The sequence below is a fragment of the Burkholderia sp. AU45274 genome, assembly GCF_030482505.1.
Taxonomy (GTDB): Bacteria; Pseudomonadota; Gammaproteobacteria; order Burkholderiales; family Burkholderiaceae; genus Burkholderia.
In genome coordinates this window covers 150,347-172,651 of the sequence record NZ_JAUJQE010000004.1, presented here as the reverse complement: position 1 = coordinate 172,651, position 22,305 = coordinate 150,347, and the positions used below count along the sequence as shown (strand labels likewise).

At 70.8% G+C, this 22,305-nt stretch carries 12 protein-coding genes; 7 read left to right on the top strand and 5 right to left on the bottom strand.

All coding sequences use genetic code 11. The features are described from left to right. Window positions 1–103: 103 nt before the first annotated feature. Complete coding sequence (locus tag QZM35_RS16545; protein WP_301776395.1) at window positions 104–1,405, bottom strand: aspartate aminotransferase family protein; 1,302 nt, start codon at window positions 1,403–1,405, stop codon at window positions 104–106. A 76-nt stretch (window positions 1,406–1,481) separates the two neighbouring features. Here QZM35_RS16545 and QZM35_RS16540 point away from each other — a divergent pair, with 76 nt between their 5' ends. Next, a complete protein-coding gene (locus QZM35_RS16540; RefSeq protein WP_089426914.1) occupies window positions 1,482–2,366 on the top strand; it encodes a LysR family transcriptional regulator in 885 nt (294 codons plus the stop codon). A gap of 25 nt (window positions 2,367–2,391) precedes the next feature. On the opposite strand, the gene QZM35_RS16535 is transcribed toward QZM35_RS16540, so the two are convergent. The 4 genes from QZM35_RS16535 to QZM35_RS16520 are packed head-to-tail and all read right to left on the bottom strand — an operon-like array spanning window position 2,392 to window position 6,543. Beyond that, the gene (locus QZM35_RS16535) at window positions 2,392–3,831 is read right to left on the bottom strand and encodes an isochorismate synthase (protein ID WP_301776394.1); all 1,440 of its coding nucleotides are present in this window, start codon (window positions 3,829–3,831) and stop codon (window positions 2,392–2,394) included. Next, window positions 3,828–4,133 carry an isochorismate lyase gene (locus QZM35_RS16530; RefSeq protein ID WP_089426916.1) on the bottom strand — a complete coding sequence of 102 codons (306 nt, stop codon included), beginning with the start codon at window positions 4,131–4,133 and terminating at the stop codon, window positions 3,828–3,830. Before QZM35_RS16530 ends, QZM35_RS16535 begins: the two co-directional genes overlap by 4 nt. Next, on the bottom strand, window positions 4,130–4,903 hold the full coding sequence (locus QZM35_RS16525; protein ID WP_089426917.1) for a thioesterase II family protein: 774 nt from the start codon (window positions 4,901–4,903) through the stop codon (window positions 4,130–4,132). Before QZM35_RS16525 ends, QZM35_RS16530 begins: the two co-directional genes overlap by 4 nt. Then, the gene (locus QZM35_RS16520; RefSeq protein WP_301776393.1) at window positions 4,900–6,543 is read right to left on the bottom strand and encodes a (2,3-dihydroxybenzoyl)adenylate synthase; all 1,644 of its coding nucleotides are present in this window, start codon (window positions 6,541–6,543) and stop codon (window positions 4,900–4,902) included. The genes QZM35_RS16525 and QZM35_RS16520 overlap by 4 nt, the downstream gene beginning before the upstream one ends. 217 nt (window positions 6,544–6,760) lie before the next feature. Between QZM35_RS16520 and QZM35_RS16515 the strand changes: the two genes are divergently transcribed. The 6 genes from QZM35_RS16515 to QZM35_RS16490 all read left to right on the top strand — a co-directional run bounded on the left by QZM35_RS16515 (window position 6,761) and on the right by QZM35_RS16490 (window position 22,230). Beyond that, window positions 6,761–7,702 carry an AraC family transcriptional regulator gene (locus QZM35_RS16515; protein WP_089426919.1) on the top strand — a complete coding sequence of 314 codons (942 nt, stop codon included), beginning with the start codon at window positions 6,761–6,763 and terminating at the stop codon, window positions 7,700–7,702. A gap of 123 nt (window positions 7,703–7,825) precedes the next feature. Further along, window positions 7,826–12,229 (top strand): amino acid adenylation domain-containing protein, encoded by a 4,404-nt coding sequence (locus QZM35_RS16510; protein ID WP_301776392.1) that lies wholly within the window; start codon window positions 7,826–7,828, stop codon window positions 12,227–12,229. After that, window positions 12,226–17,700: a non-ribosomal peptide synthetase gene (locus QZM35_RS16505; protein WP_301776391.1), complete on the top strand. Its 5,475-nt coding sequence runs from the start codon at window positions 12,226–12,228 to the stop codon at window positions 17,698–17,700. Before QZM35_RS16510 ends, QZM35_RS16505 begins: the two co-directional genes overlap by 4 nt. After that, window positions 17,697–18,749 carry a Gfo/Idh/MocA family oxidoreductase gene (locus QZM35_RS16500; protein ID WP_301776390.1) on the top strand — a complete coding sequence of 351 codons (1,053 nt, stop codon included), beginning with the start codon at window positions 17,697–17,699 and terminating at the stop codon, window positions 18,747–18,749. The genes QZM35_RS16505 and QZM35_RS16500 overlap by 4 nt, the downstream gene beginning before the upstream one ends. Next, window positions 18,746–20,467, top strand: a complete 1,722-nt coding sequence (locus QZM35_RS16495; RefSeq protein ID WP_301776389.1) for an ABC transporter ATP-binding protein — start codon at window positions 18,746–18,748, stop codon at window positions 20,465–20,467. The genes QZM35_RS16500 and QZM35_RS16495 overlap by 4 nt, the downstream gene beginning before the upstream one ends. Then, the gene (locus tag QZM35_RS16490) at window positions 20,467–22,230 is read left to right on the top strand and encodes an ABC transporter ATP-binding protein (protein ID WP_301776619.1); all 1,764 of its coding nucleotides are present in this window, start codon (window positions 20,467–20,469) and stop codon (window positions 22,228–22,230) included. The genes QZM35_RS16495 and QZM35_RS16490 overlap by 1 nt, the downstream gene beginning before the upstream one ends. Window positions 22,231–22,305 lie beyond the last annotated feature (75 nt).

Genomic DNA, 22,305 nt, shown 5'->3' with positions numbered 1-22,305 from the left:
CGAGCGGTTGTTTGCCGGCGACCGGCGCCTGGGTGATGCAGGATGACGCCGGCCTGCAACGGGCCGGCGGCGCGATGCCGCGCGCGGCGCGCCCGGCGTGCCGTTACAGCGCGCGCCGGATCGCCTGCTCGAGCAACGACAACCCGAGATCGATTTCCGCGTCGCTGACGGTCAGCGGCGGCGCGATCCGGAACACGCCGCCCATGCCCGGCAACTGCACGATGTTCATGCTGAGCCCGAGCTTCATGCATTCGCGCGTAATCTTCGCGCCGAGCCCGTCCGCCGGTTCCTTCGTGCGGCGATCCTTGACGATCTCGACGCCGAGCAGCAGCCCGCGTCCGCGCACGTCGCCGATGCAGTCGAAGCGTTCCATCAGGTCGAGCAGGCCGCGCCGGAGCCGGTCGCCCATCACGTTCGCCCGCTCGACGAGCCCGTCGCGCTGCACGACGTCCAGCACGCGCAGGCCGACGGCCGCCGGCAGCGGGTCCGACACGTGCGTCGTGTAGAACAGGTAGCCGAGTTCGTGCGCGCGTTCCTCGATTGCCGCGGACGTCACCATCGCCGCGAGCGGCAGCCCGGCGCCGAGCGTCTTCGACAGCGTCAGGATGTCGGGCGTCACGCCGTCGCGCTGGCACGCGAACATCGTGCCGGTGCGGCCGACACCGGTCTGCGCCTCGTCGAGGATCAGCAGCATCCCGCGTTCCTCGCACTTGCGCTTGAGCGCCGCCATGTAGCCGTCCGGCAGTTCGATGATCCCGCCCGAGCTGAGGATCGGTTCCGCGATGAACGCCGCGAGGTTGCCGCTCGACTGGCGATCGATCAGGTCGAACGCGTAGTCGAGTTCGGCCAGATAGTCGTAGGCGCCGTTGCGCTCGAAGCGCGGCCGGTACGTGAACGGCGCCGGAATCGCGAACGAGCCGACGGCGGCCGGCCCGACGCCCTTGCGGCCGGCGCTGTACGTGGCCGACGCGGCCGCGCCGGTCATCCCGTGCCACGACTGCGCGAAGCCGACGATCTCGTACTTGCCGGTGACGAGCTTCGCCATCCGGATCGCCGCTTCGTTCGACTCCGCGCCGGTGCTGAGCAACAGCGCGCGATCGAGCCCGGCGGGCGTGACGTCGGCGAGGCGCGTCGCGAGGTCGACGACCGGCCGCGACAGCATCCCGCTGAACAGGTGGTCGAGCTTGCCCGCGTATTCGCCGATCACGGACACGATCTCCGGATGGCTGTGGCCGAGCACCGCGCTCATCTGGCCCGACGTGAAATCGAGGATCGCGCGGCCGTCCGCGTCGTACACGAAGCTGCCCTTCGCGCGCTCGATGATCATCGGCTCGAACGTGCCGCCGTAGCGGACCAGGTGCTGCGTGGCGTTGCGCCAGAAGGTCGGGTCGTCGTTCAGGGACATCGGGCGTCTCCAGGAAGGGGCAGGGGGCGCTTGCAGTCTAGGTGCGCGTCTGGTTTGATGGAAACGAATAGTTCTAATGCAAGGTAGAAAAGGAGCTAATACCTTGGCGCTTTCGCTCGAAATCGACCTGCTGCGCTCGTTCGTCGTGATTGCCGAGGTGCGCGCGCTCAGCCGCGCGGCCGCGCGCGTCGGCCGGACCCAGTCCGCGCTCAGCCAGCAGATGAAGCGGCTCGAGGCGGCCGTCGACCAGCCGCTGTTCCAGCGCACCGGGCGCGGCGTGGTGCTGACCCATCCGGGCGAGCGGCTGCTGGTGCATGCGCAGCGCATCCTGCGGCTGCACGACGAGGCGATGGCCGACCTGTGCGGCACGGGGTTGTCGGGGACGATCCGCTTCGGCTGCCCGGACGATTACGCGGAGGTCTGGCTGCCTTCGCTGCTACGGCAGTTTTCGAGCCAGCATCCGCAGGCAATCGTCGAGGTCGTGTGCGGGCCGACGCCGCGGCTCATCGAGCAGCTGGACAAACGCGCAGTCGATCTGGCGATGATTTCATTGCCGGACGACGGCGCGAACGACGACATCATTCGCCGCGAGCAACTGGTCTGGATCGGCTATCCGGGGCTCGAACCCGCACATTTCGATCCGTTGCCGCTGGCGCTGTCCGATCGCGACACGCTCGACCACGTCGCGGCCTGCGAGGCGCTGGATCGCGCGGGCCGCGATTACCGCGTCGCGTATGCGAGCAGCAGTCTCGCGGGGCTGATCGCGCTGGTGCGTTCGGGGCAGGCGTTCGCGGTGATGACGCAGACGGCGGTGCCGGCCGACCTGGCGATCGTCACCGGCGATCCGCGCTTGCCGCCGTTGCCGGCCGTGGGTATTACGCTGAAGTTCGATCGCAAGCGGCCGTCGCATCTGACGGCGGCGTTCGCCGAGCATATCCGGCTCACGCTGCCGCTGTTGTGATGCGCGCGGCCGCCGCGCCGACGCATCACTCGACCGTCGACGAGGCCGACATCGTTGCCGGGCCGCGTGCGTCGGCATCGGCCGCCGCATCGCGCATGCGGATCGCCGCCTGCATGCCGGACAACTTGAGTTCGGTCTCCTGATATTCGTTGGCCGGATCGGAATCGGCGACGATGCCGCAGCCCGCGAACAACCGGCACGCGCCGCCGTCGACCAGCGCCGAGCGCAGCGCGACGATGAAGTCGCCGTTGCCGTGCGCGTCGATCCAGCCGACGGGCGCCGCATACCAGCCGCGATCGAAGCCTTCATGCGCGCGGATGTGGTCGAGCGCTTCGGCGCGCGGATGGCCGGCCACGGCCGGCGTCGGATGCAGCGCCGCAATGACCTGCAGCAGCGTCGCGTCCGCCTTCAGCGTCGCGCGGATCGGCGTGCTCAGGTGCTGCAGCCTCGGCAGCCGGTGCAGCGACGGTTGCTCGGGCACGTCGAGCGTGCGCGACAGCGGCGCGAGCGCCGCGCGGATCGCGTCGACGACGAGCGCGTGTTCGAGCCGTTCCTTCGCGGAATCCATCAAGGCCGCGCCGAGCGCGCGATCGTCGTCGGGCGTGGCGCCGCGCCGGATGGTCCCGGCCAGCGCATGCGTGCGCACGTCGCCGGCCGCGACACGCGCGAGCCGTTCCGGCGTGGCGCCGACGAAGCAAGCGCCTTCACGGCGGACCGCGAACAGGTGCGCATGCGCGTCGCGCTTGCGCAGCCGGCGCAGCAGCGGCGCGATGGCAACGGGCCGCGCGTACTGCTCGAGCACGTCGCGCGCGAGCACGACCTTGCCGAACGCGCCGCCGTGGATCGCGTCCACCGCGCGCCGGACTTCGTGCTGCCATTCGCTTGCCTGCAGCGCCTGCGTGTGCAGCAGATGCGGGGCATCGTCGTCATGGGCGGCGGCGAGCGTGCCGAGCGACTCGATGCGCGCGAGGCACGCATGCGCGAGCACGGCCGGATCGTCGTGCGCGGCGACGACGTGCTGGCAGACGGCCCAGTGCGCATCGCCTTCGCGCACGATCAGCAGCTTCGCCACCGTCATGCTCGCGTCGGGAAACGGCGCCCAGTGCGTGCTGCGTGGGCCATGCGAATCGAACCGGAAGCCGCCGACGAGGCGCGGCGGTTGCGGGCCGGCCGTCACCGCATCGCGAACGAGTGTGCGCCAGCGTGCATCGATCTGCGCGAAGCGCGTGTCGCCGGTGGCGGTCAGTTCGAGCGCGCCGTCCCAGCCGAACAGCGTGACGGACGCATCGCCGGCCTCGTGGAAGCACCACGGCGTGGCGCCGTCGTCCCACGCGGCGATCAGGTCGAAGAAGTCGAGCGGGCGCAGCGGCACCGACACCGACGCGAGTGTCGGCGTGCCGGTGTCGGCGGCGCGCCGGGCCGCACGGGCGAAGGTGTCGTGCAGCAGCGGGAGGCCGGCGTTCATGCGAGCCCCCGCTGTTGCCGCCAATACTGCGTCTGCTGCGCGATGTACCACGCGATCAGGCCCGAGAACAGCGTTTCGACGTAGTCGGCATCGAGGCCGGCCTGTTCGGCCCAGCGGCGCCGGTCGGGCAGCATCGCGGCCACCCGTTCCGGCGCGGCGATGCTCGCTTCGTCGGGCTTGAAGCGCGACGCAGCCTTCACATACTGCATGCGCAGGCCGAGCGCTTCGATGATGTCGGCGTCCAGGCGATCGATGGCTTCGCGAATGTCGGGCAGCCCCGTGCAGGCGTCCGGTGTCTTCATGTGTACTCCTTTCCGTAACGAAGGGATTGGTCGATCCGTTCGACCAGATGCGCGATCACCGCCGGGTATTGGTGGCGCAGGTAGAAGTGGTCGCCGCTGAACGTCTCGATGCGGATCGGGCGCGACGCGACGTCCTGCCACGCATGTGCCTCGTCGTGGTCGAGCTCGGAATCGGCAAGCGGCAGCATCACGCCGAGCGGCGTCGTGAGCCGCGGCGGCCGGTCGCGGCGATACGTCTCGATCGCGCGGTAGTCGCTGCGGATCATTGGCAGGTAGAGCGCGCGCATTTCCGGATCGGCGAGCAGCGCGGCGTGCTCGCCCGACAGCCGTGCGACATCGCCCACCAGCGCATCGTCGGATTGCAGGTGCAGGTCCGACAGGCGCTGGCGATGCGGCGGCGGCAGCGCGGAGACGGCCAGGTAAAGCGGCGTCGCGCCGCGCGCTTCGAGCCGCGCCGCCACCTCGTACGCGAGCGCCGCGCCGAGGCTGTGCCCGAACAGCACGAGCGGCGCGTGGGCATAGCGTTGCAGCGCGTCGGCGGCGGGGCCGGCGAGTGCGTCGATCGACGTCAGGCATGGCTCGCCGAAGCGTTCCTCGCGGCCCGGGTACTGCAGCGCGAGCAGGTCGACGTCCCACGGCAGCGCGCGGCTCCAGCCGCGAAAGAAATTCGCGGTGCCGCCGGCGTGCGGGAAGCAGACGAGTTGCGCGCGCGGGCACGGCGACAGGCGCAGTTCGCGGATCCAGTTCGAATCGGTCGGCCGCGCGCTCATGCGGCCGCCGCCTGCAACTGGCGGCGCAGCAGGTCGCGCAGCGATTTCTTGCTGGTCTTGCCGATGCCGGTTTCCGGGAAGCGCGGCATGAACTCGATGCGATCGGGAATCTTGAACGCCGCGAGCCCGCAGTCGCGCAGGTAGCGTTTCAGCACCAGCCTGGACGGTGCGGGCGCACGGGCGACGACGAACGCGCACGTGCGCTCGCCGAGCAACGGGTCGGGCATCGCGACCACCGCCGCGTCGTGCACCTGCGGGTGGGCGAGCAACAGGTTCTCCACTTCCTCGGCGGAGACCTTCTCGCCGCCGCGATTGATCTGGTCCTTGTCGCGGCCTTCGACGACGAGGTCGCCGTCCGCGGTGCGCCGCACGCGGTCGCCGCTGCGATAGAAGCCGTCGGCGGTGAACGCGGTCGCGTTGTGCTCGGCGAGCCGGTAGTAGCCGCGGATCGTGTACGGGCCGCGCACCTGCAGTTCGCCGATTTCACCGGGCGCGACGGGTTCGCCGGCATCGTCGACGATGCGCACTTCGTCGCCGTCCGACACGGGGCGGCCCTGCGTGTGCGCGATCCGTTCGGGCGAATCGTCGAGCCGCGTGCAGCAGATGAGCCCTTCGGCCATCCCGAACACCTGCTGCAGCTGGCAGCCGAGCACGGGCGTCACGCGCGCGGCCGCGTGGTCCATCAGTCGCGCGCCGCCGACCTGCAGCACGCGCAGGCTCGACAGGTCGGCCCGCCGTTGCGGCTGTTCGTCGAGCCACAGCAGCGCGAGCGGCGGCACGAGCGCGGTATGCGTGACGCGCTCCCGCGCGATCAGCGCGAAGCTCTGTTCGGGCTCGGGCCGCCCGGTCGTGATGACGCGGCCGCCCGCGAGCAGCGCGCCGATCGTGCCGGGGCAGCACAGCGTGAAGTTGTGCGCCATCGGCAGCGCGGCGAGATATACGGTGCTGGCGTCGAAGCCGCTCGCGGCGCTGCACGCGCGCACGTTGTACAGGTATTCGCGGTGACGGCGCGGGATCAACTTCGGCGTGCCGGTCGTGCCGCCCGACAACTGGAAGCACGCGATGTCGTCGGCGCGAGCCGCGCATTCGCGCAGCGGCGGCGCATCGTACAGCGCGTCGAACGGCGTGAACGCGTGATCGCCGCCGGCCATCACGACGTGCTCGAGCGTCGGGCAATCGGCCTGCAACGCGGCCGCGAGCGGGCGGCAGTCGAATTCGCCGAGTTGCGCCGCGCCCAGATATGCACGTGCGCCGGCGAAGCGGCAGAACGCGCCGATCTCGTAGTGCCGGTGAGCGGGGAGGGCGAGCACCGGTCGCACGCCGAGCTGGAACAGCGCGAAGCACGTCTCGATGAAGCGAGCGCCGTTCGGCAGGTGGACGACGACCGCGTCGCCGCGTACCAGGCCGAGGCGCGCGAAGCCGCCCGCCAACCGGCGGATGCGCGCCAGCAGGTCGCGATAGCTGAGCCGGCAGGCGCCGTCGACGATGGCGAGCGCATCGGGATCGCGCTGCGCTTGTGCGTCGAGCGCATCGAAGAAAGTCGTGTCTTGCCAATAGCCGGCGTCGCTGTAGCGGCGTGCGAAGTCGTCGGGCGCGTCGGCCGGGAAGGCCGGCGCCACGGAGGGAAGGGAGGATTGCATGCGCTGACCTTGGGTTCCGGCAAGTTGTCAGAAAATGTAAATGAGAGGTATTATCATTTGTAACAAGTGCCGCGATAGCGCCGTTTCTTTCGATATCGCGGCAATTTCATTCGATCGGGCGCCTGTCGCGCGGCGCCCGCCCGGCCCGGCCGGACAATCGGCCGGTTGCCGCCGGCGCGCGCCGGGCCGCGCGTGCCGCCTAACCAACGGACCTCCGATGAGCTCGACCTCCTTCGCTTCGTCACGACGTCACCCGCCGGTGCTCGTGCCCGGCAATCATCCGGGCGTGGTGCACATCGACGCGGGCATGAAACTCATGAGCGGCACGCTGTGCTCGGATAGCCGCGACTGGTACGAGGAGCCGCTCGAAAAAGGGCTGAAGCTCGTCCTCGTGCAGAGCGGGCAGCTGCGCTGCCGTGTGCCGGGCCAGCCCGAGCAGTGCATCAAGGGGCCGGGCCTGTGCGTGATCGCCAACGACGGCGAATTCACGACGCACCAGATCTACGACCGCGACACGCCGCTGCGCTACACGATCGTGCAGCTCGGCCTCGACGCGCTCGACCGCAACCTGAGCCTGTTGCCGGAGAAGATGCTCGCGCCGACGGGCGGCGATCCGCGCATCGTCAGTTGCCCGGCGTCGAAGGCGCTGCAGGCGCTCGCGGTGCAGATCGCGACCTGCCCGTTCGAGGGCGCGGTGCGCGAGTACTACCTGAAGGCCAAGGCCTTCGAGCTGACCGCGTTGAGCGCGCAGCTGCTGGCGACGCAGCGGCAGTTCGCGCCGGCCGACGTGCGCGTCACGTCGTCGGATGTCGAGCGCGTGTATGCGGCGAGCGACATCCTGACGCGCGAGCTCCAGCAGCCGCCCACGCTTGATGCGCTCGCGGGCCGGGTGGGGATGAATTCACGCAAGCTGACGGCCGGTTTCCGCAAGGTGTTCGGCACGAGCGTGTATGCGTACCTGCAGGAATACCGGCTGCGGACCGCGCACGCGATGCTGTGCGCGGAGGACGCGAACGTGTCGACCGTGGCGTACCGCGTCGGCTATAGCCCGGCCCATTTTTCGATCGCTTTCCGCAAGCGCTACGGCATTTCGCCGAGCGATATTCGTGCGTCGTCGAACGCGATCGACGACGTCGAGACGGAGCGCGCGGCAATCTAAAACAACTGACCGGCAGCCTAAAGCAATCGACAAGGCTCATGGGAGTGAATGAGATAGATTCTCATTCACAGGTGGCCGCCGCCGCGCGGATCCGCCATCGAACGACCCATACAAGGCGTGCCCATGAGCCAGACCGCTGTCGATTCCAGCATCGATCATTCCGATCCTTCCCGTTTTTCTCCCATTGCCTTTCGCTCGCAGCTCGTCGCGATGATCGCCGAGCTGCTCGACGAGCCCGTCGACGAAATCGCGTCGCTCGACGATGACGAGGACCTGCTGAGCTGCGGCCTCGATTCGATCCGGCTGATGTATCTGCAGACGCGCGTGAACCGCCTCGGCTACGCGCTGACGTTCGATGCGCTCACGCGTACGCCGACGCTCGGCGCGTGGGCCGAACTGCTCGCGAATGCGCCGCGCGTCGCCGCGGCGATGCCTGATGCCGAGGCGGCCGAGGTCGTCGACGTCGACGTCGACGTGCATGCGCCGTTCGACTTGTCCGCGGTGCAGCAGGCGTACTGGCTCGGCCGCGGCGACGGCGAAGTGCTCGGCAACGTGAGCTGTCATGCGTTCCTCGAGTTTCGCTGCCGTGCGATCGATCCCGTTCGTCTCGACGCGGCATGCCGGCTCGTGCGCGAGCGCCATCCGATGCTGCGTGCACGCTTCACCGGGGGCCGCCAGCAGATCGTCGCGGCGCCGGACGCGCCGGTGTTCGCGCATGCGGACTGGCGCGACAGGGCAGCCGCCGAGGCGGAAACCGAATGGGTGTCGCTGCGCGCGCGCCGGTCGCACGAATGTCTCGACGTCGAGCACGCGCAGGTCTTCATGATGGGGCTCGTGCAAATGCCCGGCGGCGAGGATCGCGTGTGGCTGAGCGTCGACCTGCTCGCGGCCGACGTGGACAGCGTGCGGCTGCTGATGCAGGAAATCGGCGCTGCCTATGCCGAGCCGTCGGCGTTGCCCGACGCACCGTCGACGTGGTTCCCGGCCTGGCTCGCGCGTCGCGCGGCCGATACGCGCGATGCGCGGGCCACGGCGCGTGATGCGTGGCAGGCGCGACTCGCCACGCTGCCGGAAGGGCCGGCGCTGCCGCTCGCCCGTGCACCGGAAACGATCCGTGCGCCGCGTTTCAGCCGCATCGCGCATACGCTGAGCACGGCCGAACTCGCGCGCCTGCAGGCACGGGCCGCGCAGCATGGCGTCACGCTGTCGTCGGTGTTCGGCGCGGCGTTCGCCGCGGTGCTCGCACGCTGGAGCGGCCGTCACGCGTTCCTGCTCAACGTGCCGCTGTTCGACCGGCACGGCGATGCGCCCGATCTCGGCCGCGTGATCGCCGATTTCACGACGCTGCTGCTCGTCGAATGCGACCTGCGCGCCGACGCGAGCGCGGCCGACGCGGTGCGCGCGTTCCAGCAGCGGCTGCACGGCGCGATCGCGCAGGCCGCGTATCCGGCGCTCGACGTGCTGCGCGATGCGCGCCGGCAGGGCACGCCGCGCGCGGCGCCCGTCGTGTTCTCGTGCAACCTCGGCGATGCGCCGTTCGTGCCCGACGCATTCGCGCGCGTGTTCGGCGATCTGCACGACATGATTTCGCAGACCCCGCAGGTGTGGCTCGACCATCAGCTCTATCGCGTGCCGGACGGCGCGCTGCTCGCGTGGGACAGCGTCGACGGCCTGTTTCCCGACGGGATGATCGATGCGATGTTCGGCGCGTATGTCGCGCTCGTGCAGGCGCTGTGCGATCGCGACTGGCGGCTGCCGATCGCCGTCGAGCTGCCGTCCGCGCAACGACGCGTGCGCGACGCGCTCAACGCGGTGCCCGCACCCGGGCGGCCGCGCACGCTGCATGCCGACTTCTTCGCATTGGCCGCGCGCGAGCCGGCGGCCGTCGCGTTGCGGTGCGGCGAGCAAGCGGTGACGCGCGGCGACCTGGCCGCACGGGCGCTCGCGATCGCGGGTGGCTTGCGTGCGGCCGGCATCGGTCACGGCGACGCCGTCGAGATCAGTCTGCCGCGCGGGCCCGCACAGGTGGCCGCGGTGTTCGGCGTACTGGCCGCCGGCGCGTGCTATGTCCCGCTCGACATCGCGCAGCCCGCCGCGCGCAAGGCGTTGATCGAACGCGCGGCCGGGGTAAAGGCCGTGATCGGCGACACGACGCTCGCCGATGCAGCGTTGCCGCATGTCGGCGTCGCGGCGCTGATGCGGCACGAACCGCTGGTCGCGCCGCTCGCCGTGGCCCCGCAGGCCACCGCGTACGTGATCTACACGTCCGGTTCGACGGGCGTGCCGAAGGGCGTCGAGATGACGCACGCGGCGGCGCTCAACACGATCGATGCGATCGATGCGCTGCTCGGCGTGCATGCGCAGGATCGCTTGCTCGCGGTATCGGCGCTCGATTTCGACTTGTCGGTGTACGACCTGTTCGGCGTGCTCGGTGCCGGTGCCGAGCTTGTGCTGCCGACCCAGGACGACGCGCGCGACGCGGCGCGCTGGATCGAGCTGATCGCGCAGCATCGCGTGACGCTGTGGAATTCGGCGCCTGCGCTGCTGGAGATGGCGCTGGCGGTGCCGGCCGCGGCCGACGCGTGCCGCAGCGTGCGCGCGGCGCTGTTGTCCGGCGACTGGATCGCACTCGATCTGCCGGCGCGCCTGCGTGAACGGTGCGGCGACGCGTGTGCATTCCATGCGCTCGGTGGCGCGACCGAGGCCGGCATCTGGTCGAATGTGCAGACGGTGCGCGACGTGCCGCCGCACTGGCGTTCGATTCCGTATGGCCGGCCGTTGCCGGGGCAGGCCTATCGTGTTGTCGATGCCGACGGCCGCGACGTGCCGGACTACGTGCCGGGCGAACTGCTGATCGGCGGCGACAGCCTCGCGCGCGGCTACCGGAACGATCCCGAGCTGACCGCGCAGCGCTTCGTGCAGCAAGCGTCGGGCCGCTGGTATCGCACGGGCGACCGGGGCCGCTACTGGCCCGACGGCACGCTCGAATTCCTGGGGCGCGAGGATCGCCAGGTGAAGGTGCGCGGGCACCGGATCGAGCTGGGCGAGATCGAGGCCGCGCTGGCCGCGCATCCGCTGATCGACGGTGCGTGTGCGAGCGTGGTCGGCGGCGAGGCCGCGCGCATCGCCGCGGCATTCGTGCCGGCCGATCGCGCACCGGATGCAACACCGTCATCGCCTGTACTCGCGGAAGCGGACGTTGCCGATACGCTGAACGCGGAAGCGGCCGTCGCGCGCGCGGTCGCCGCTCGGCTGCTCGACGGCGATGCGGGCTTGCCGCCGTCGCTGCGCGCGCATTGGCATGCAAAGGATGACGTATCGATGTCGATCGACGGCGCGCTCGATCGGCTCGACTGGTTTGCCGCCGATCTCGACGACCTGACCGGCGCGCTGCGTGCGCTCGCGGCGGACCCGGAAGGCGCCGCGCGGCGTGTGCCGCTCGATCCGCGGATCGCACCGCTGGCGTTCGCGGCGCGTCTGCCAGACGGCGCACGCGCACTGCGCGAGTTTGGCGATGCACTGCAGGCCCAGGCCGCCGCGCGCACCGAACCGATGCGGGTCGCGGTGCTCGATGCGCGCGCCGGGCAATGGTTCGATGCGGGGCTCGGCGTGCTCGACGATCCGCGCTTCGACGTGACGTTGTTCGACGCGTCGCCGGGTCTGCTGCACAACGCGCACGCGTACTTCACACGAACGATGCCGACGTTGCAGGCGACGCAGGACGGCCTGCTGCCCGCCCGCCATCTCGGCCGGTTCGATTGCGTGATCAGCTTCGCGGCGGCGCACCTGCGAGACGATCCGCGCGAGACGTTCCGGATCGCGGCAGCGTTGCTGGCGCAGCATGGCCGCCTGCTGCTCGCCGACGTGCTGCGCGATTCGCCGCTGCGCGAACTCGTCGCGGGCGTGACGGGCGATGCGTCGCTGCCGCGGCTGTTTGCACACGATGCGCTGGCGTCGGCGGCACACGCATGCGGCTTTGCGCTGGATGATTCGCGGAGCTGGCGCTCGACTGCCTTTGCCTGCATCGACGCGCGCCGTGTCGGCGAACCGGTCGCGCAAGCGGCACTGGCCGACTGGCTGCGCGTCCGGTTGCCCGACGCGATGCGTCCCGATGCGCTGTGGTGCCTCGCGCGCTGGCCGCTCAACGCGAACGGCAAGATCGACCGGCGAGCGGTGGGCGATGCGCTCGCGCGGGCGCTTGGCGACACCCCGGCCGCACACGATGCGTTCGTGCCGGCGGACGAACGGCAGGCGACGCTGCTCGCGTGCTGGGAGCACGCGCTTGGCCGCCCGGCGAATGCGCGTGACGCGACGTTCTTCGCGCTCGGCGGCGACAGCCTGCTCGCGACGCGCCTGCTCGCGCAGCTGCGCGAGCGGCTCGGCGTGCGGGTGGGGATGGCGGCGTTCTACCGGCAGCCGACGCTCGCGGGTCTCGCCGCGCAGCTCGACGAGGCCGCACCGGCCGCGCCGCCCTCGCACGCTGCGGGCGATGCGCCGGTTGCGACGATCGAGGAGGGCGTGCTGTGAGCTTCGATGACGTGCTCGATCTTTGCCGCGAACGCCAGATCGAACTGTGGTGCGACGACGGCGGACAATTGCGCTATCGCGCGCCGGCCGGCGCACTCGATGCAGACCTGGCCGCGCGCATCAAGGCAGAACGCGATACGTTTATCCGCTTCCTGCAGGACGGCGCGTGGCGCAGCGATCCGGCGCGCCGGCACGAGCGGTTCGCGCTGACGCCGGTGCAGGCCGCGTATGTGCTCGGCCGGCATGAATCGTTCGAGTTCGGCGGCAATGCGTGCCATCTGTATGTCGAATACGGGGAGCCCGCGAATCTCGACTGCGTGCGCTTCGAGGCGGCGTGGAATGCGTGCGTCGCGCGGCATCCGATGCTGCGCGCGATCGTCGAGGACAACGCATGGCAGCGTGTGCTGCCCGACGTGCCGTGGCAGCCGCTCACGGTGCATCACCTGCGCGAGGCCGATGCGAACGCATTCGACGCGCACGTGAAGCGCGTGCGCGAGCGCCTCGATCATGCGGTGCATGCGCTCGACCGCTGGCCGGTGCTGCAGCCGGAAGTGAGCCTTGGGCCGGCTGGCGCGGTGCTGCACCTGTCCGTCGATTTCACGCTGATCGACTACGCGAGCCTGCAGTTGCTGCTCGCCGAATGGCGGCGTCGCTACGACGATCCGCAATGGCAGCCCGCGCCGCTCGACGCGACGTTCCGCGATTACGTCGTCAATGAAGCCCAGGCCGGCACGCGCGCCGATCATGCGCGTGACAAGGCGTGGTGGCTCGCGCGCATCGACGATCTGCCCGCGCGGCCCGATCTGCCGGTGGTGCCCGCGATGCGTGCCGACGCGCGGCCGCGCTTCACGCACCGGCATGCGCGGCTCGATCGCGCGCAATGGGCTGCGCTGAGCAGCTACGCGAGCCGTTTCGGGCTGAGTGCGGCAAGCGTCGCGCTGGCCGCGTTCGCCGAAGTCGTCGGCCGCTGGAGCCAGTCGCCCGCGTTCTGCCTGAACCTGACGGTGCTGAACCGTCCGCCCGTGCATCCGCGCATCGACGCGGTGCTCGGCGATTTCACCGCATTGAGCCTGCTCGCGGTCGACGTAACGCAAGGGCGCGATTTCGTCGAGCGTGCGCGCACGATCGGCGCGCGCATGTTCGACGACCTCGACCATCGCGCGTTTACCGGTGTCGACGTGATGCGCGAACTCGCGCGGCGGCGCGGCAAGGATGCGGCGCTGATGCCGGTGGTGTTCACGAGCGGCATCGGCAGTGTGGGCCGCCTGCTCGGTGAGCAAACGACCCGCGCCGAGCCGCCTCTCTACATGATCAGCCAGACGCCGCAGGTCTGGCTCGACTGCCAGGTGACCGACCAGTTCGGCGGACTGGAAATCGGCTGGGACGTGCGCGACGACCTGTTTCCGGACGGCATGCCCGCGGCGATGTTCGATGCGTACGTCGCGCTGCTGGGCCAGCTCGCGGCTGAAGCCGAGTGGTGGTCGCGCGAGGGTGACATCGTGCTGCCGTCCGCCGCGCCCGCCGCCGAGATCCATCCGGATGCCGATACGCATATCGCGGCCGGCTTCGCCGCGCAGGCGTTGCGTACGCCCGAGGCGCCGGTGGTGATCGATGCACAGGGGACACGCACGTATCGCGACGTCGCGCAGCACGCGGCGGCGTTGCGGTCAGCGCTTGAACAAGCCGGCGTCGGCGAGGGTGACACCGTCGCGGTGCTGATGCCGAAGTGCGCGCACCAGCTCGCGGCCGTGCTCGCGATCGTCCAGGCGGGCGCCGCGTACGTGCCGGTCGACAGCCGCCAGCCGGCGCTGCGGCAGCAGGCGATCCTGCGTAATGCGCGGGTGCGCGCGGTCGTCAGCGTGCAGGCGCTCGACTTCGAACATGATGGTTGCACGCGCATCGATATCGACACGTTGCCGATCGATCCGCAATGGCCGCCTCGCGCTGCGCATGAAATCGACGGCGACGCGCTCGCCTACGTGATCTATACGTCGGGCTCGACCGGCGAACCGAAGGGCGTGATGCTGAGCCACGCGGCCGTGTGCAACACGCTCGCCGACATCAGCGCGCGCCATGAAGTGGGCGACGGCGACGTGGTGCTCGGCCTGGCCGAACTGAGTTTCGACCTGTCCGTCTACGACTTCTTCGGCGCGACCGCGCGCGGCGCGTGCATCGTGCTGCCCGATCCGGCGCGCGGCAACGATCCGTCGCACTGGGCCGAGCTGATGGTGCGCCACCGCGTGACGCTGTGGAACTCGGTGCCCGCGCAAGGGCAGATGCTGATCGACTATCTCGAAGGCGAACCGGCGCTCGACGTGCCGGGCCCGCGCCGCGTGCTGTGGTCGGGGGACTGGATTCCGGTGACGCTGCCCGCACGCTGGTGGCGGCGCTGGCCCGACAGCGCGTTGTTCAGCCTGGGCGGCGCGACCGAGGCGTCGATCTGGTCGATCGAGCATCCGATCCGTGCGGCGGACACGCAGCTTGCCAGCATTCCGTACGGCCGCGCGCTGACCGGGCAGACGATGGAAGTGCTCGACGCACTCGGCCGGCCGTGCCCGCCCGGCGTGCGCGGCGAGATCCATATCGGCGGGGTGGGGCTCGCAACGGGTTACGCGAACGATCCCGTGCGCACGGCCGAACGCTTCATCCGTCATCGCGACGGGCGCAGGCTGTATCGCACCGGCGATCTTGGCCGCGTGCGCGCCGACGGTTCGCTCGAATTCCTCGGGCGGCAGGACGATCAGGTGAAGATCCGCGGCTACCGGATCGAGCTGGCCGAGATCGATGCGGCGCTGACCGCGCATCCGCTCGTCGGCGCGGCTGCAACGATCGTGCTCGGCGAAGGCGCGGAGCGCCGGCTCGCGAGCTTCGCTTCGCTGCACGGCGTGGAATCGGCGCCGAACGCACAGGACGACGCGCTGCACGAGATCGCAAAGCAGGTGCGTACGGCGTTCGCCGCCGCGCGCTGGCCCGCGCATGCGGACGTGGTGAAGTCGGTCGCCCAGCTCGAAGCGGCCTGCGTCGCGTCGCTGGCCGCGTGGATCGTGCCGGCAGGCGAGCTGATCGAGGAGGCCGCGACGGATTTCGCGACGTTGTGCGAGCGGTTGCGCGTGCCGGCGGCGCGACAGCATCTGCTGCGTCACTGGCTCGCGATGCTCGACAAGCATGGCGTGCTGCAAGCGGATGCCGAAGCAGGAGGCTGGCGTCTGCGGCCCGATACCCGCCATGCCGACGCTCACGCGTGCTGGGATGCGTTTGCGCAGCACGCATCGCCCGAACTGTGGCCGGCCGTCCTCGTCGACTACTTCCGCGACAGCGCGCGATGCCTCGACGCGCAGGTGGACGGCAGTGTGTCGCCCGCCGGCCTGATGTTCCCGGAAGGCGCATCGCATATCGCCGACGCGATGTACAGCGAAGGCGAACATGCGCACGCACTGCACAACGGGATGGCGCAGGCCGTGCGCGCGGTCGTCGCACGCGAGCCGCAGCGTCCGTGGCGCATCCTCGAGATCGGTGCGGGAACGGCCGCGGCGACACGCGCGATCGTCGACGTCCTTGCACCGCTGGTCGAAGCGGGCGCGCGGATCGACTACCTGTTCAGCGACGTGTCGAGCTATTTCCTTGCCGCGGCGCGCGAGCGCTTCGCCGCGTATCCGTGGATGCGGTTCGTGCGGTTCGACATGAACGCACCGTTCGACGCGCAGGGCATCGCGCCGCATTCGATCGACGTCACGATCAGTTCCGGCGCATTGAACAACGCGCGCGACACGGTCGCGCTGATCGCCGGATTGCGGGCGCTGTCGGCGGCCGATGCGTGGTGGGTGATCCAGGAACTGACGACCGAGCATCCGGAGATCAGCATCAGCCAGGGGCTGATGATGGAAACGCCGAACGACGCGCGTGCCGAGTCGGCGCGGTTGTTCGTGCCGCGTGCGCAGTGGCTCGAATGGCTGCAGTCGGACGGCGGCGATCGTGCGCTCGGTTGCGTGGCGCCCGGCACGCCGCTCGACGCGCTCGGCTACGACATCCTGCTCGCGCACGTGAAGCGCGGCGCGGCGCGCATCGCGCCGGACGCGCTGCTGGCGTTCGTCGCGGAGCGCGTGCCGGGCTACATGGTGCCGTCGCAATTGCGCGTGCTCGACCGTCTGCCGGTGACCGCGAACGGCAAGATCGATCGCCGTACGCTGGCCGGCATCGCCGACATCCGCGAACCGGAGCCGGCGGCCGCGCGACCCGTCCACACGCACACCGCTGCCGATCCGTTGCTAGCCCGGTTGATCGGCTTGTGGGAAGCGGTGCTCGATACGCGCAACGTCACGCCGGATCAGGACTTCTTTGCGGCGGGCGGCGATTCGCTGCTGATCGCGCAACTCGTGTCGCGGCTGCGTGGCGAGGAGCCCCTTGCGCAAGCGCATCCGTTCGACCGGCTGCTGCGCTGGGTGCTAGCCCAACCGACACCCGCTGCGTTCGCGCAATGCCTGCGCGATGCGGGCGAGCAGCAGGCGGCCGCGACATCGCCTGCTGCCCCGCGCACGACCCACGCGTCGGCGGTCATCCACGCACCTGCGCCACGCGTGCGTGCCGACGTACGCCCGATTCCGCTCGCGCCGGGCGACGGCGTGCCGCGCGTGATCGTGCACGAAGGGCTCGGCACCGTGCATGCGTATCGTCCGGTCATGCCGGCGCTCGCGCGGCTTGGCCCGGTGCTCGGCTTCGCGGTGCGCGATGCGCAGGACTATCTCGAGGTGCCGGCGCGCCACCTGAACGCGACGCTCGGCCGGCGCTATGCCGATGCGTTGTGGCGCACCGGCGTGCGCGAAGTCGACGTGCTCGGCTACTGCTCGGGCGGGCTGGTCGCGCTCGAAATGGCGAAGTCGCTGGTGCAGCTCGGCGTCGACGTGCGCACGCTGGACATCGTGTCGAGCTACCGGATTCCGTACCTGATCGAAGACGAACGGCTCGTGCTGTTCAACTTCGCGGCGACGCTCGGGCTGCCGCTCGACGCGCTCGGGTTTCCGGAAACGTACGTGCTGGCCGACGCGCTCGCCGACGCATTGAAGGCCGACCCCGCGCGTCTCGCGCCCGGCAGCCTGCAGGCACAGCTGGAAATCTTCGGCGATCGCTGCGAGCCGCTCGACGCGTTGCGCCGCCGCGTGCTGCGCGCGGCGGCCGGATTGTCGATGCAGGACGCGGTCGCGCATCCGCTGCTCGACGAACGCGAACGGCTGTACCGGCTCTTCATGCATTCGGTGCAGGCGAGCCACTGGGCCGGCGACGCGCCTTATGCGGGCGCGCTGCGGCTGTTCGTGCCGGAGCGCTGCAACCCGCTGATTCCGCAGCAGCGCGCAGCGCTCACCGAATACTGGACGGCGCAGGCGCTCGGCGGCATCACGGCCGTCGATATCCCCGGTGGTCATTTCGACTGCCTGAATACCGCGTTCGTCGACACCCGCCTGAAGGAGGCGCAATGAAGGTTCATCCGCTGCCGGTCGTCGTGGCCGGCTCACGCTTCGGCCAGTTCTATGCGGCGGGCCTCGCGGCGTCCAGCACGTATCGCGTCGCGGGCATCCTGGGGCAAGGCAGCGCGCGCACCGCCGCGCTGGCCGCGCGTGTCGGCGCGCCCGTGTTCGATGCGCCTGAATCACTGCCCGAGGACGTGCGGGTCGCGTGCGTCGCGGTCGGCGGCGCGGCGCGCGGTGCCGACGGGGCCGCGCTCGCGTGCCGGCTGCTCGAACGCGGGGTCGACGTCGTGATCGAGCATCCGCTGCTGCCCGACGAATGGAGTCGCGTGCTGCGCACCGCGTCGCGCCATGGCCGCCGCTGCCTGCTCAACAGCTTCTATCCGAACCTGCCGGTCGTCTCGCGTTTCATCGCCGTCGCGCGACGGCTGCGCGAAACGAGCGCGCCCGTGCATGCGGATGTCGTGTGCTCGGTGCAGGCCAGTTTCGCGGCGCTCGACGTGCTCGCGGCCGCGCTGCAGGGCGTGGGCCCGTGGTCGGTCGAGCCGGTCGGGCCGGCGCTGTCGTCGATGCGCGAATGCGCGATGGTGCTCGCCGAAACACCCGTGTCGCTGCGTGTGCACAACGAGATGGCGGCGGCCGACGATGGCCGGATGAGCGTGCTGTTCAGCATCACGCTGACGACGGACGCCGGCACGTGGACGCTCGCGTCGCCGCACGGCCCGCTGTGGTGGGCCCCCGCGCTGCGTGAACCGGAGATCGACGAACACGGGCTGTTCCCGATCTTCGGCGAGACGGCGGGCAGCGACATGCCGAGCATCCAGATCTGCGACGACGCGCGCGACACGTGGGGCGCGATTCATGCGCGCAGCTGGCCGCAAGCGGCCGTGCGCGCGGTCGATCGGCTCGTGTCGGGTGAAGGGCTGCACGCATGCAACCAGCGCAGCATCGACGTGACACGTGTCTGGCAGCAACTGACGATGCAGCTCGGGTTTCCGGAGCAGCCGCCGGGCGACGCGCGCGCGGCCACGCTCGGCATGCTGCTGGAGCGTGCCGCATGAAGGGGCCCTTGCTTTCGATGTTGCGGCCGTTCGCGGTGCCGCTCGTCGCGGCGGTCGTGCTGCAGGCGCTGGCCGGTGTCGCCTCGCTCGTGCCGTGGCTCGCGCTCGGCCGGGTCGCCGACGCGTGGCGTGCGACCGCGCAGCTCGACGCGACGGCGCGCGGCTGGCTCGTCGCGGCCGTGGTGGCCGGTGTGTGCTGGCTGGGTGGCCAGACGGTCGCGCTGCACCTGACGCACCGGGTCGACGCCGATCTCGCCGCCCGCTTGCGCAGGCGCCTCGCCGATCATCTGCAACGCCTGCCGCTCGGCTGGTTCGCGCGGGCAGGCAGCGATCGCGTCGCTCGTCACGTCGACCAGGACGTGCGTGCGCTGCACCAGCTCGTCGCGCACGCACCGGCCGATGTCACGCAACTCATCGTCGTGCCGTGCGCGGCGCTCGCGTGCCTGCTTTACCTGAATCCCGCGCTGCTTGCGTTCGCGCTCGTGCCGCTCGTCGCGGGTGCCGCGCTGTTTCGCTGGATGCGTTCGGCGCGGTTCGTGCCGGCCGTCGCGTCACGCAACGCGGCACTTGAACAGCTGATGGGCGACTACGCGCAGCTCGCGCAGAACCCGGCGCTCGTACGGCAGTATCCGGGCGCCGGCATCGAGGCGGCCGCGCTTGAGTCGACCGGGCGCTTCGAACAGGCGTTTTCGGCGTGGGTCGGCCGCGTCGGCGGGCCCGGTGCGTGCACGCAGGTGCTGCTCGGCACGCCGTTCCTGCTCGCGTGGGTCGTGTTCGGCGCGATGTGGCTCACGGCCGGCCGCTTGCCGGTCGGCGAACTGTGCGCGTTCGCGCTGCTGATCTGGGCGGTGGCCGCGCCGGTGCGCGCGCTCGGCCACGGTGCCGACGCATTGCGCGAGGCGCGCGCGGCCGCGGCACGCGTCGATGCGTTGCTCGCACTGCCGGTCTTGCCTGAACCTGCCGTTGGTGCCGCACAGGTGCCGCGCGATGCGTCGATCGAGCTGCGCGGCGTGCGTGTCGACATCGACGGCACGCCGATCCTGCGCGACATCGACGCGACGATCGCGGCCGGCACGACCACCGCGATCGTGGGACCGTCAGGCGCGGGCAAGAGCACGCTGCTGATGCTGCTCGCCCGCTTCATGGATCCGGACCACGGCACGGTGCGGCTCGGCGGCGCCGATCTGCGGCTGCTCGCGTCGGATACGCGGCGCGAACAGATGGCGATGGTGTTCCAGCAGGCCGCCGCGCTCGACGTGTCGATGGCCGCGAACATCGCGCTTTACCGGCCCGATGCCGATCGCGACGCGATTCGCGCGGCCGCGCGCGCGGCCTGTCTCGACGAACGCATCGACGCGCTGCCGGGCGGCTACGACTGCGTGTGCGGGCGCGACGTGCGGCTGTCCGGCGGCGAACTGCAGCGGCTGGCGATCGCGCGTGCGCTGTTGTCGCCGGCGCCGCTGCTGCTGCTCGACGAACCGGCCTCGGCACTCGATCCGCAAACGGGGCGCGCATTGCGCAATGCGCTGCGCGGCGACGCGCGCACGCGCGTGATCGTCAGCCACGATCTCGACGCGATCCGGCATGCGGACCAGATTCTCGTGATGGATCGCGGCCGCATCGTCGAGCGCGGCACGCATGCGGCGCTGCTGGCCACGCGCGGGTTGTATGCGCGGCTATGGCGCGAACGCGGTGCCGCGGGCGAGGACGCCGCATGATGATGAAGTCGCTCAAACGTTTGCAGTGCCTGCCCGCCGAAACCCGTCGCGCGCTGTGGCGCGGCGCGGGCTGGGCGGTGGCCGCCGCATTGCTCGACGGTGCCTGCGGATTGCTGCTCGTGCCGTTGATCCGCGCATGGTTTGCCGGCGCGCAGGCGACCGTGCTGCACTGGACGATCGCGCTCGGCGCGCTGACGCTGTGCCACGCGTTCGTGCTGTACGTCGCGCAACGCGGCGGCTATCGTGCGGGCGGCGCGCTTGCGGCCGGTCTCGTCGAGCGCCTCGTGCGGCACCTGCCGCGCATCGCATCGTGGCAGGCCGTGCGCGACAGTCATCCGGCCGGGCTGCTGCGCGGGCCGGTGATGCAGGCGATGGGGATTCCCGCGCACCTGCTCGGGCCGCTGATCGGCGCGGTCGTGACGCCGCTCGCGGTCGTCGCGGGGCTCGCGTGGATCGACTGGCGCATCGCGCTGTGCGTCGCGGCCGCGGCCGTGCTGCTGTTCGCACTGCTCGAACGCGGCGGCACGCGCACGCTCGCGTTCGAGCAATCGCGCGCGGCGGGCGATCGCGACATGGCCGTGCAGCTTCAGACCTTCGCCGCGCATCAGGGGCTGCTGCGCTTCGCGGGCCAGGAAGGCGACGCGCGCGCGGCGCTGCAGCACGCATTCGACGAGCAGCATCGCCGCACGCGTGCGCTGATGCGGCGCTCGCTGCCGATCGAGCTCGGCTTCGCGGGCGCGGTGCAGGGCGTGTTCGTCGCGATGCTGGTCGGCGGCGCGTGGGCCGTCTCCACCGGCCGGCTCGATGCCGCGACGGCCGTGGCGGTGCTCGTGCTGCTCGTGCGCTTCATCGAGCCGCTCGCGCAGCTCACGCAGCTCGACCAGGCGCTGCGCGGCGGCTGGCGCGCGCTCGACACGGTGCTCGCGGTGCTGCATGCGCCGCGGTTCGACAGCCCCGAGCGCGGCACGCCGGTGCACGATGCGAGCGTCGACGCGGTGCGCGTCGGCTACCGGTCGGCCGGCGGCGCGACGCTGCTCGACGGCGTCGACCTGCATTGCCCGGCGGGCGGCTTCGTCGCGATCGTCGGCCCGACGGGGGCCGGCAAGAGCACGCTGCTCGGCCTGCTCGCACGGCTCGACGATCCGGCCGCCGGGCGCGTGCTGCTCGGCCGCGCCGACGTGCGGCACCTGAGCGAGGCGACGCTCGCCGCGACGCGCAACCTCGTGTTCCAGGACAACGGGCTGTTTCGCGGCAGCCTCGCGTGGAACGTGCGAATGGGCCGCCCGGACGCGACCGATGCCGAGCTGCGCGATGCACTGGACGCGGTCGGCCTGCTGCGCGACGCCGAGCGGTTGCCTGACGGGCTCGAATCCGACGTGGGGCCGGGCGGCCAGTTGCTGTCGGGCGGGCAGCGCCAGCGCGCGTGTCTCGCGCGTGCGCTGCTGGCGCGTGCGCCGGTGCTGATGTTCGACGAGCCGACCGCGAGCCTCGACGAACTGAGCGCGCGGCGTGTGCGCGACAGCCTCGTCGCGCTGCGCGGGCAGCGCACGCGCATCGTCGTCACGCACCAGCCGGCACTCGCGGCGGCCGCCGACACGATCGTCGTGCTCGACGCGGGCCGGGTGCGGGCGACCGGCACGCACGCGCAGCTGGTCGAGACCGACGCGTGGTATGCGACGTTCGCCCGCGCGGGGCGGCCGTCCGACGTGTCACCGACAGCCGACTCGGACGCGGAAGCCCGGCCGGCCGAATCCGAACACTGACGTGAACAATGCGATCCGGCATGCCCGGAATCGATAGGAAAAGCCCCTCGATCGAAAAATCGCCCGCCGGTTCTA

Bases quoted from the DNA above. Each gene is read 5' to 3' on its own strand.
- QZM35_RS16545 (WP_301776395.1), bottom strand. From the start codon at position 1,405: ATGTCCCTGAACGACGACCCGACCTTCTGGCGCAACGCCACGCAGCAC.
- QZM35_RS16540 (WP_089426914.1), top strand. From the start codon at position 1,482: ATGCAAGGTAGAAAAGGAGCTAATACCTTGGCGCTTTCGCTCGAAATC.
- QZM35_RS16535 (WP_301776394.1), bottom strand. From the start codon at position 3,831: ATGAACGCCGGCCTCCCGCTGCTGCACGACACCTTCGCCCGTGCGGCC.
- QZM35_RS16530 (WP_089426916.1), bottom strand. From the start codon at position 4,133: ATGAAGACACCGGACGCCTGCACGGGGCTGCCCGACATTCGCGAAGCC.
- QZM35_RS16525 (WP_089426917.1), bottom strand. From the start codon at position 4,903: ATGAGCGCGCGGCCGACCGATTCGAACTGGATCCGCGAACTGCGCCTG.
- QZM35_RS16520 (WP_301776393.1), bottom strand. From the start codon at position 6,543: ATGCAATCCTCCCTTCCCTCCGTGGCGCCGGCCTTCCCGGCCGACGCG.
- QZM35_RS16515 (WP_089426919.1), top strand. From the start codon at position 6,761: ATGAGCTCGACCTCCTTCGCTTCGTCACGACGTCACCCGCCGGTGCTC.
- QZM35_RS16510 (WP_301776392.1), top strand. From the start codon at position 7,826: ATGAGCCAGACCGCTGTCGATTCCAGCATCGATCATTCCGATCCTTCC.
- QZM35_RS16500 (WP_301776390.1), top strand. From the start codon at position 17,697: ATGAAGGTTCATCCGCTGCCGGTCGTCGTGGCCGGCTCACGCTTCGGC.
- QZM35_RS16495 (WP_301776389.1), top strand. From the start codon at position 18,746: ATGAAGGGGCCCTTGCTTTCGATGTTGCGGCCGTTCGCGGTGCCGCTC.
- QZM35_RS16490 (WP_301776619.1), top strand. From the start codon at position 20,467: ATGATGAAGTCGCTCAAACGTTTGCAGTGCCTGCCCGCCGAAACCCGT.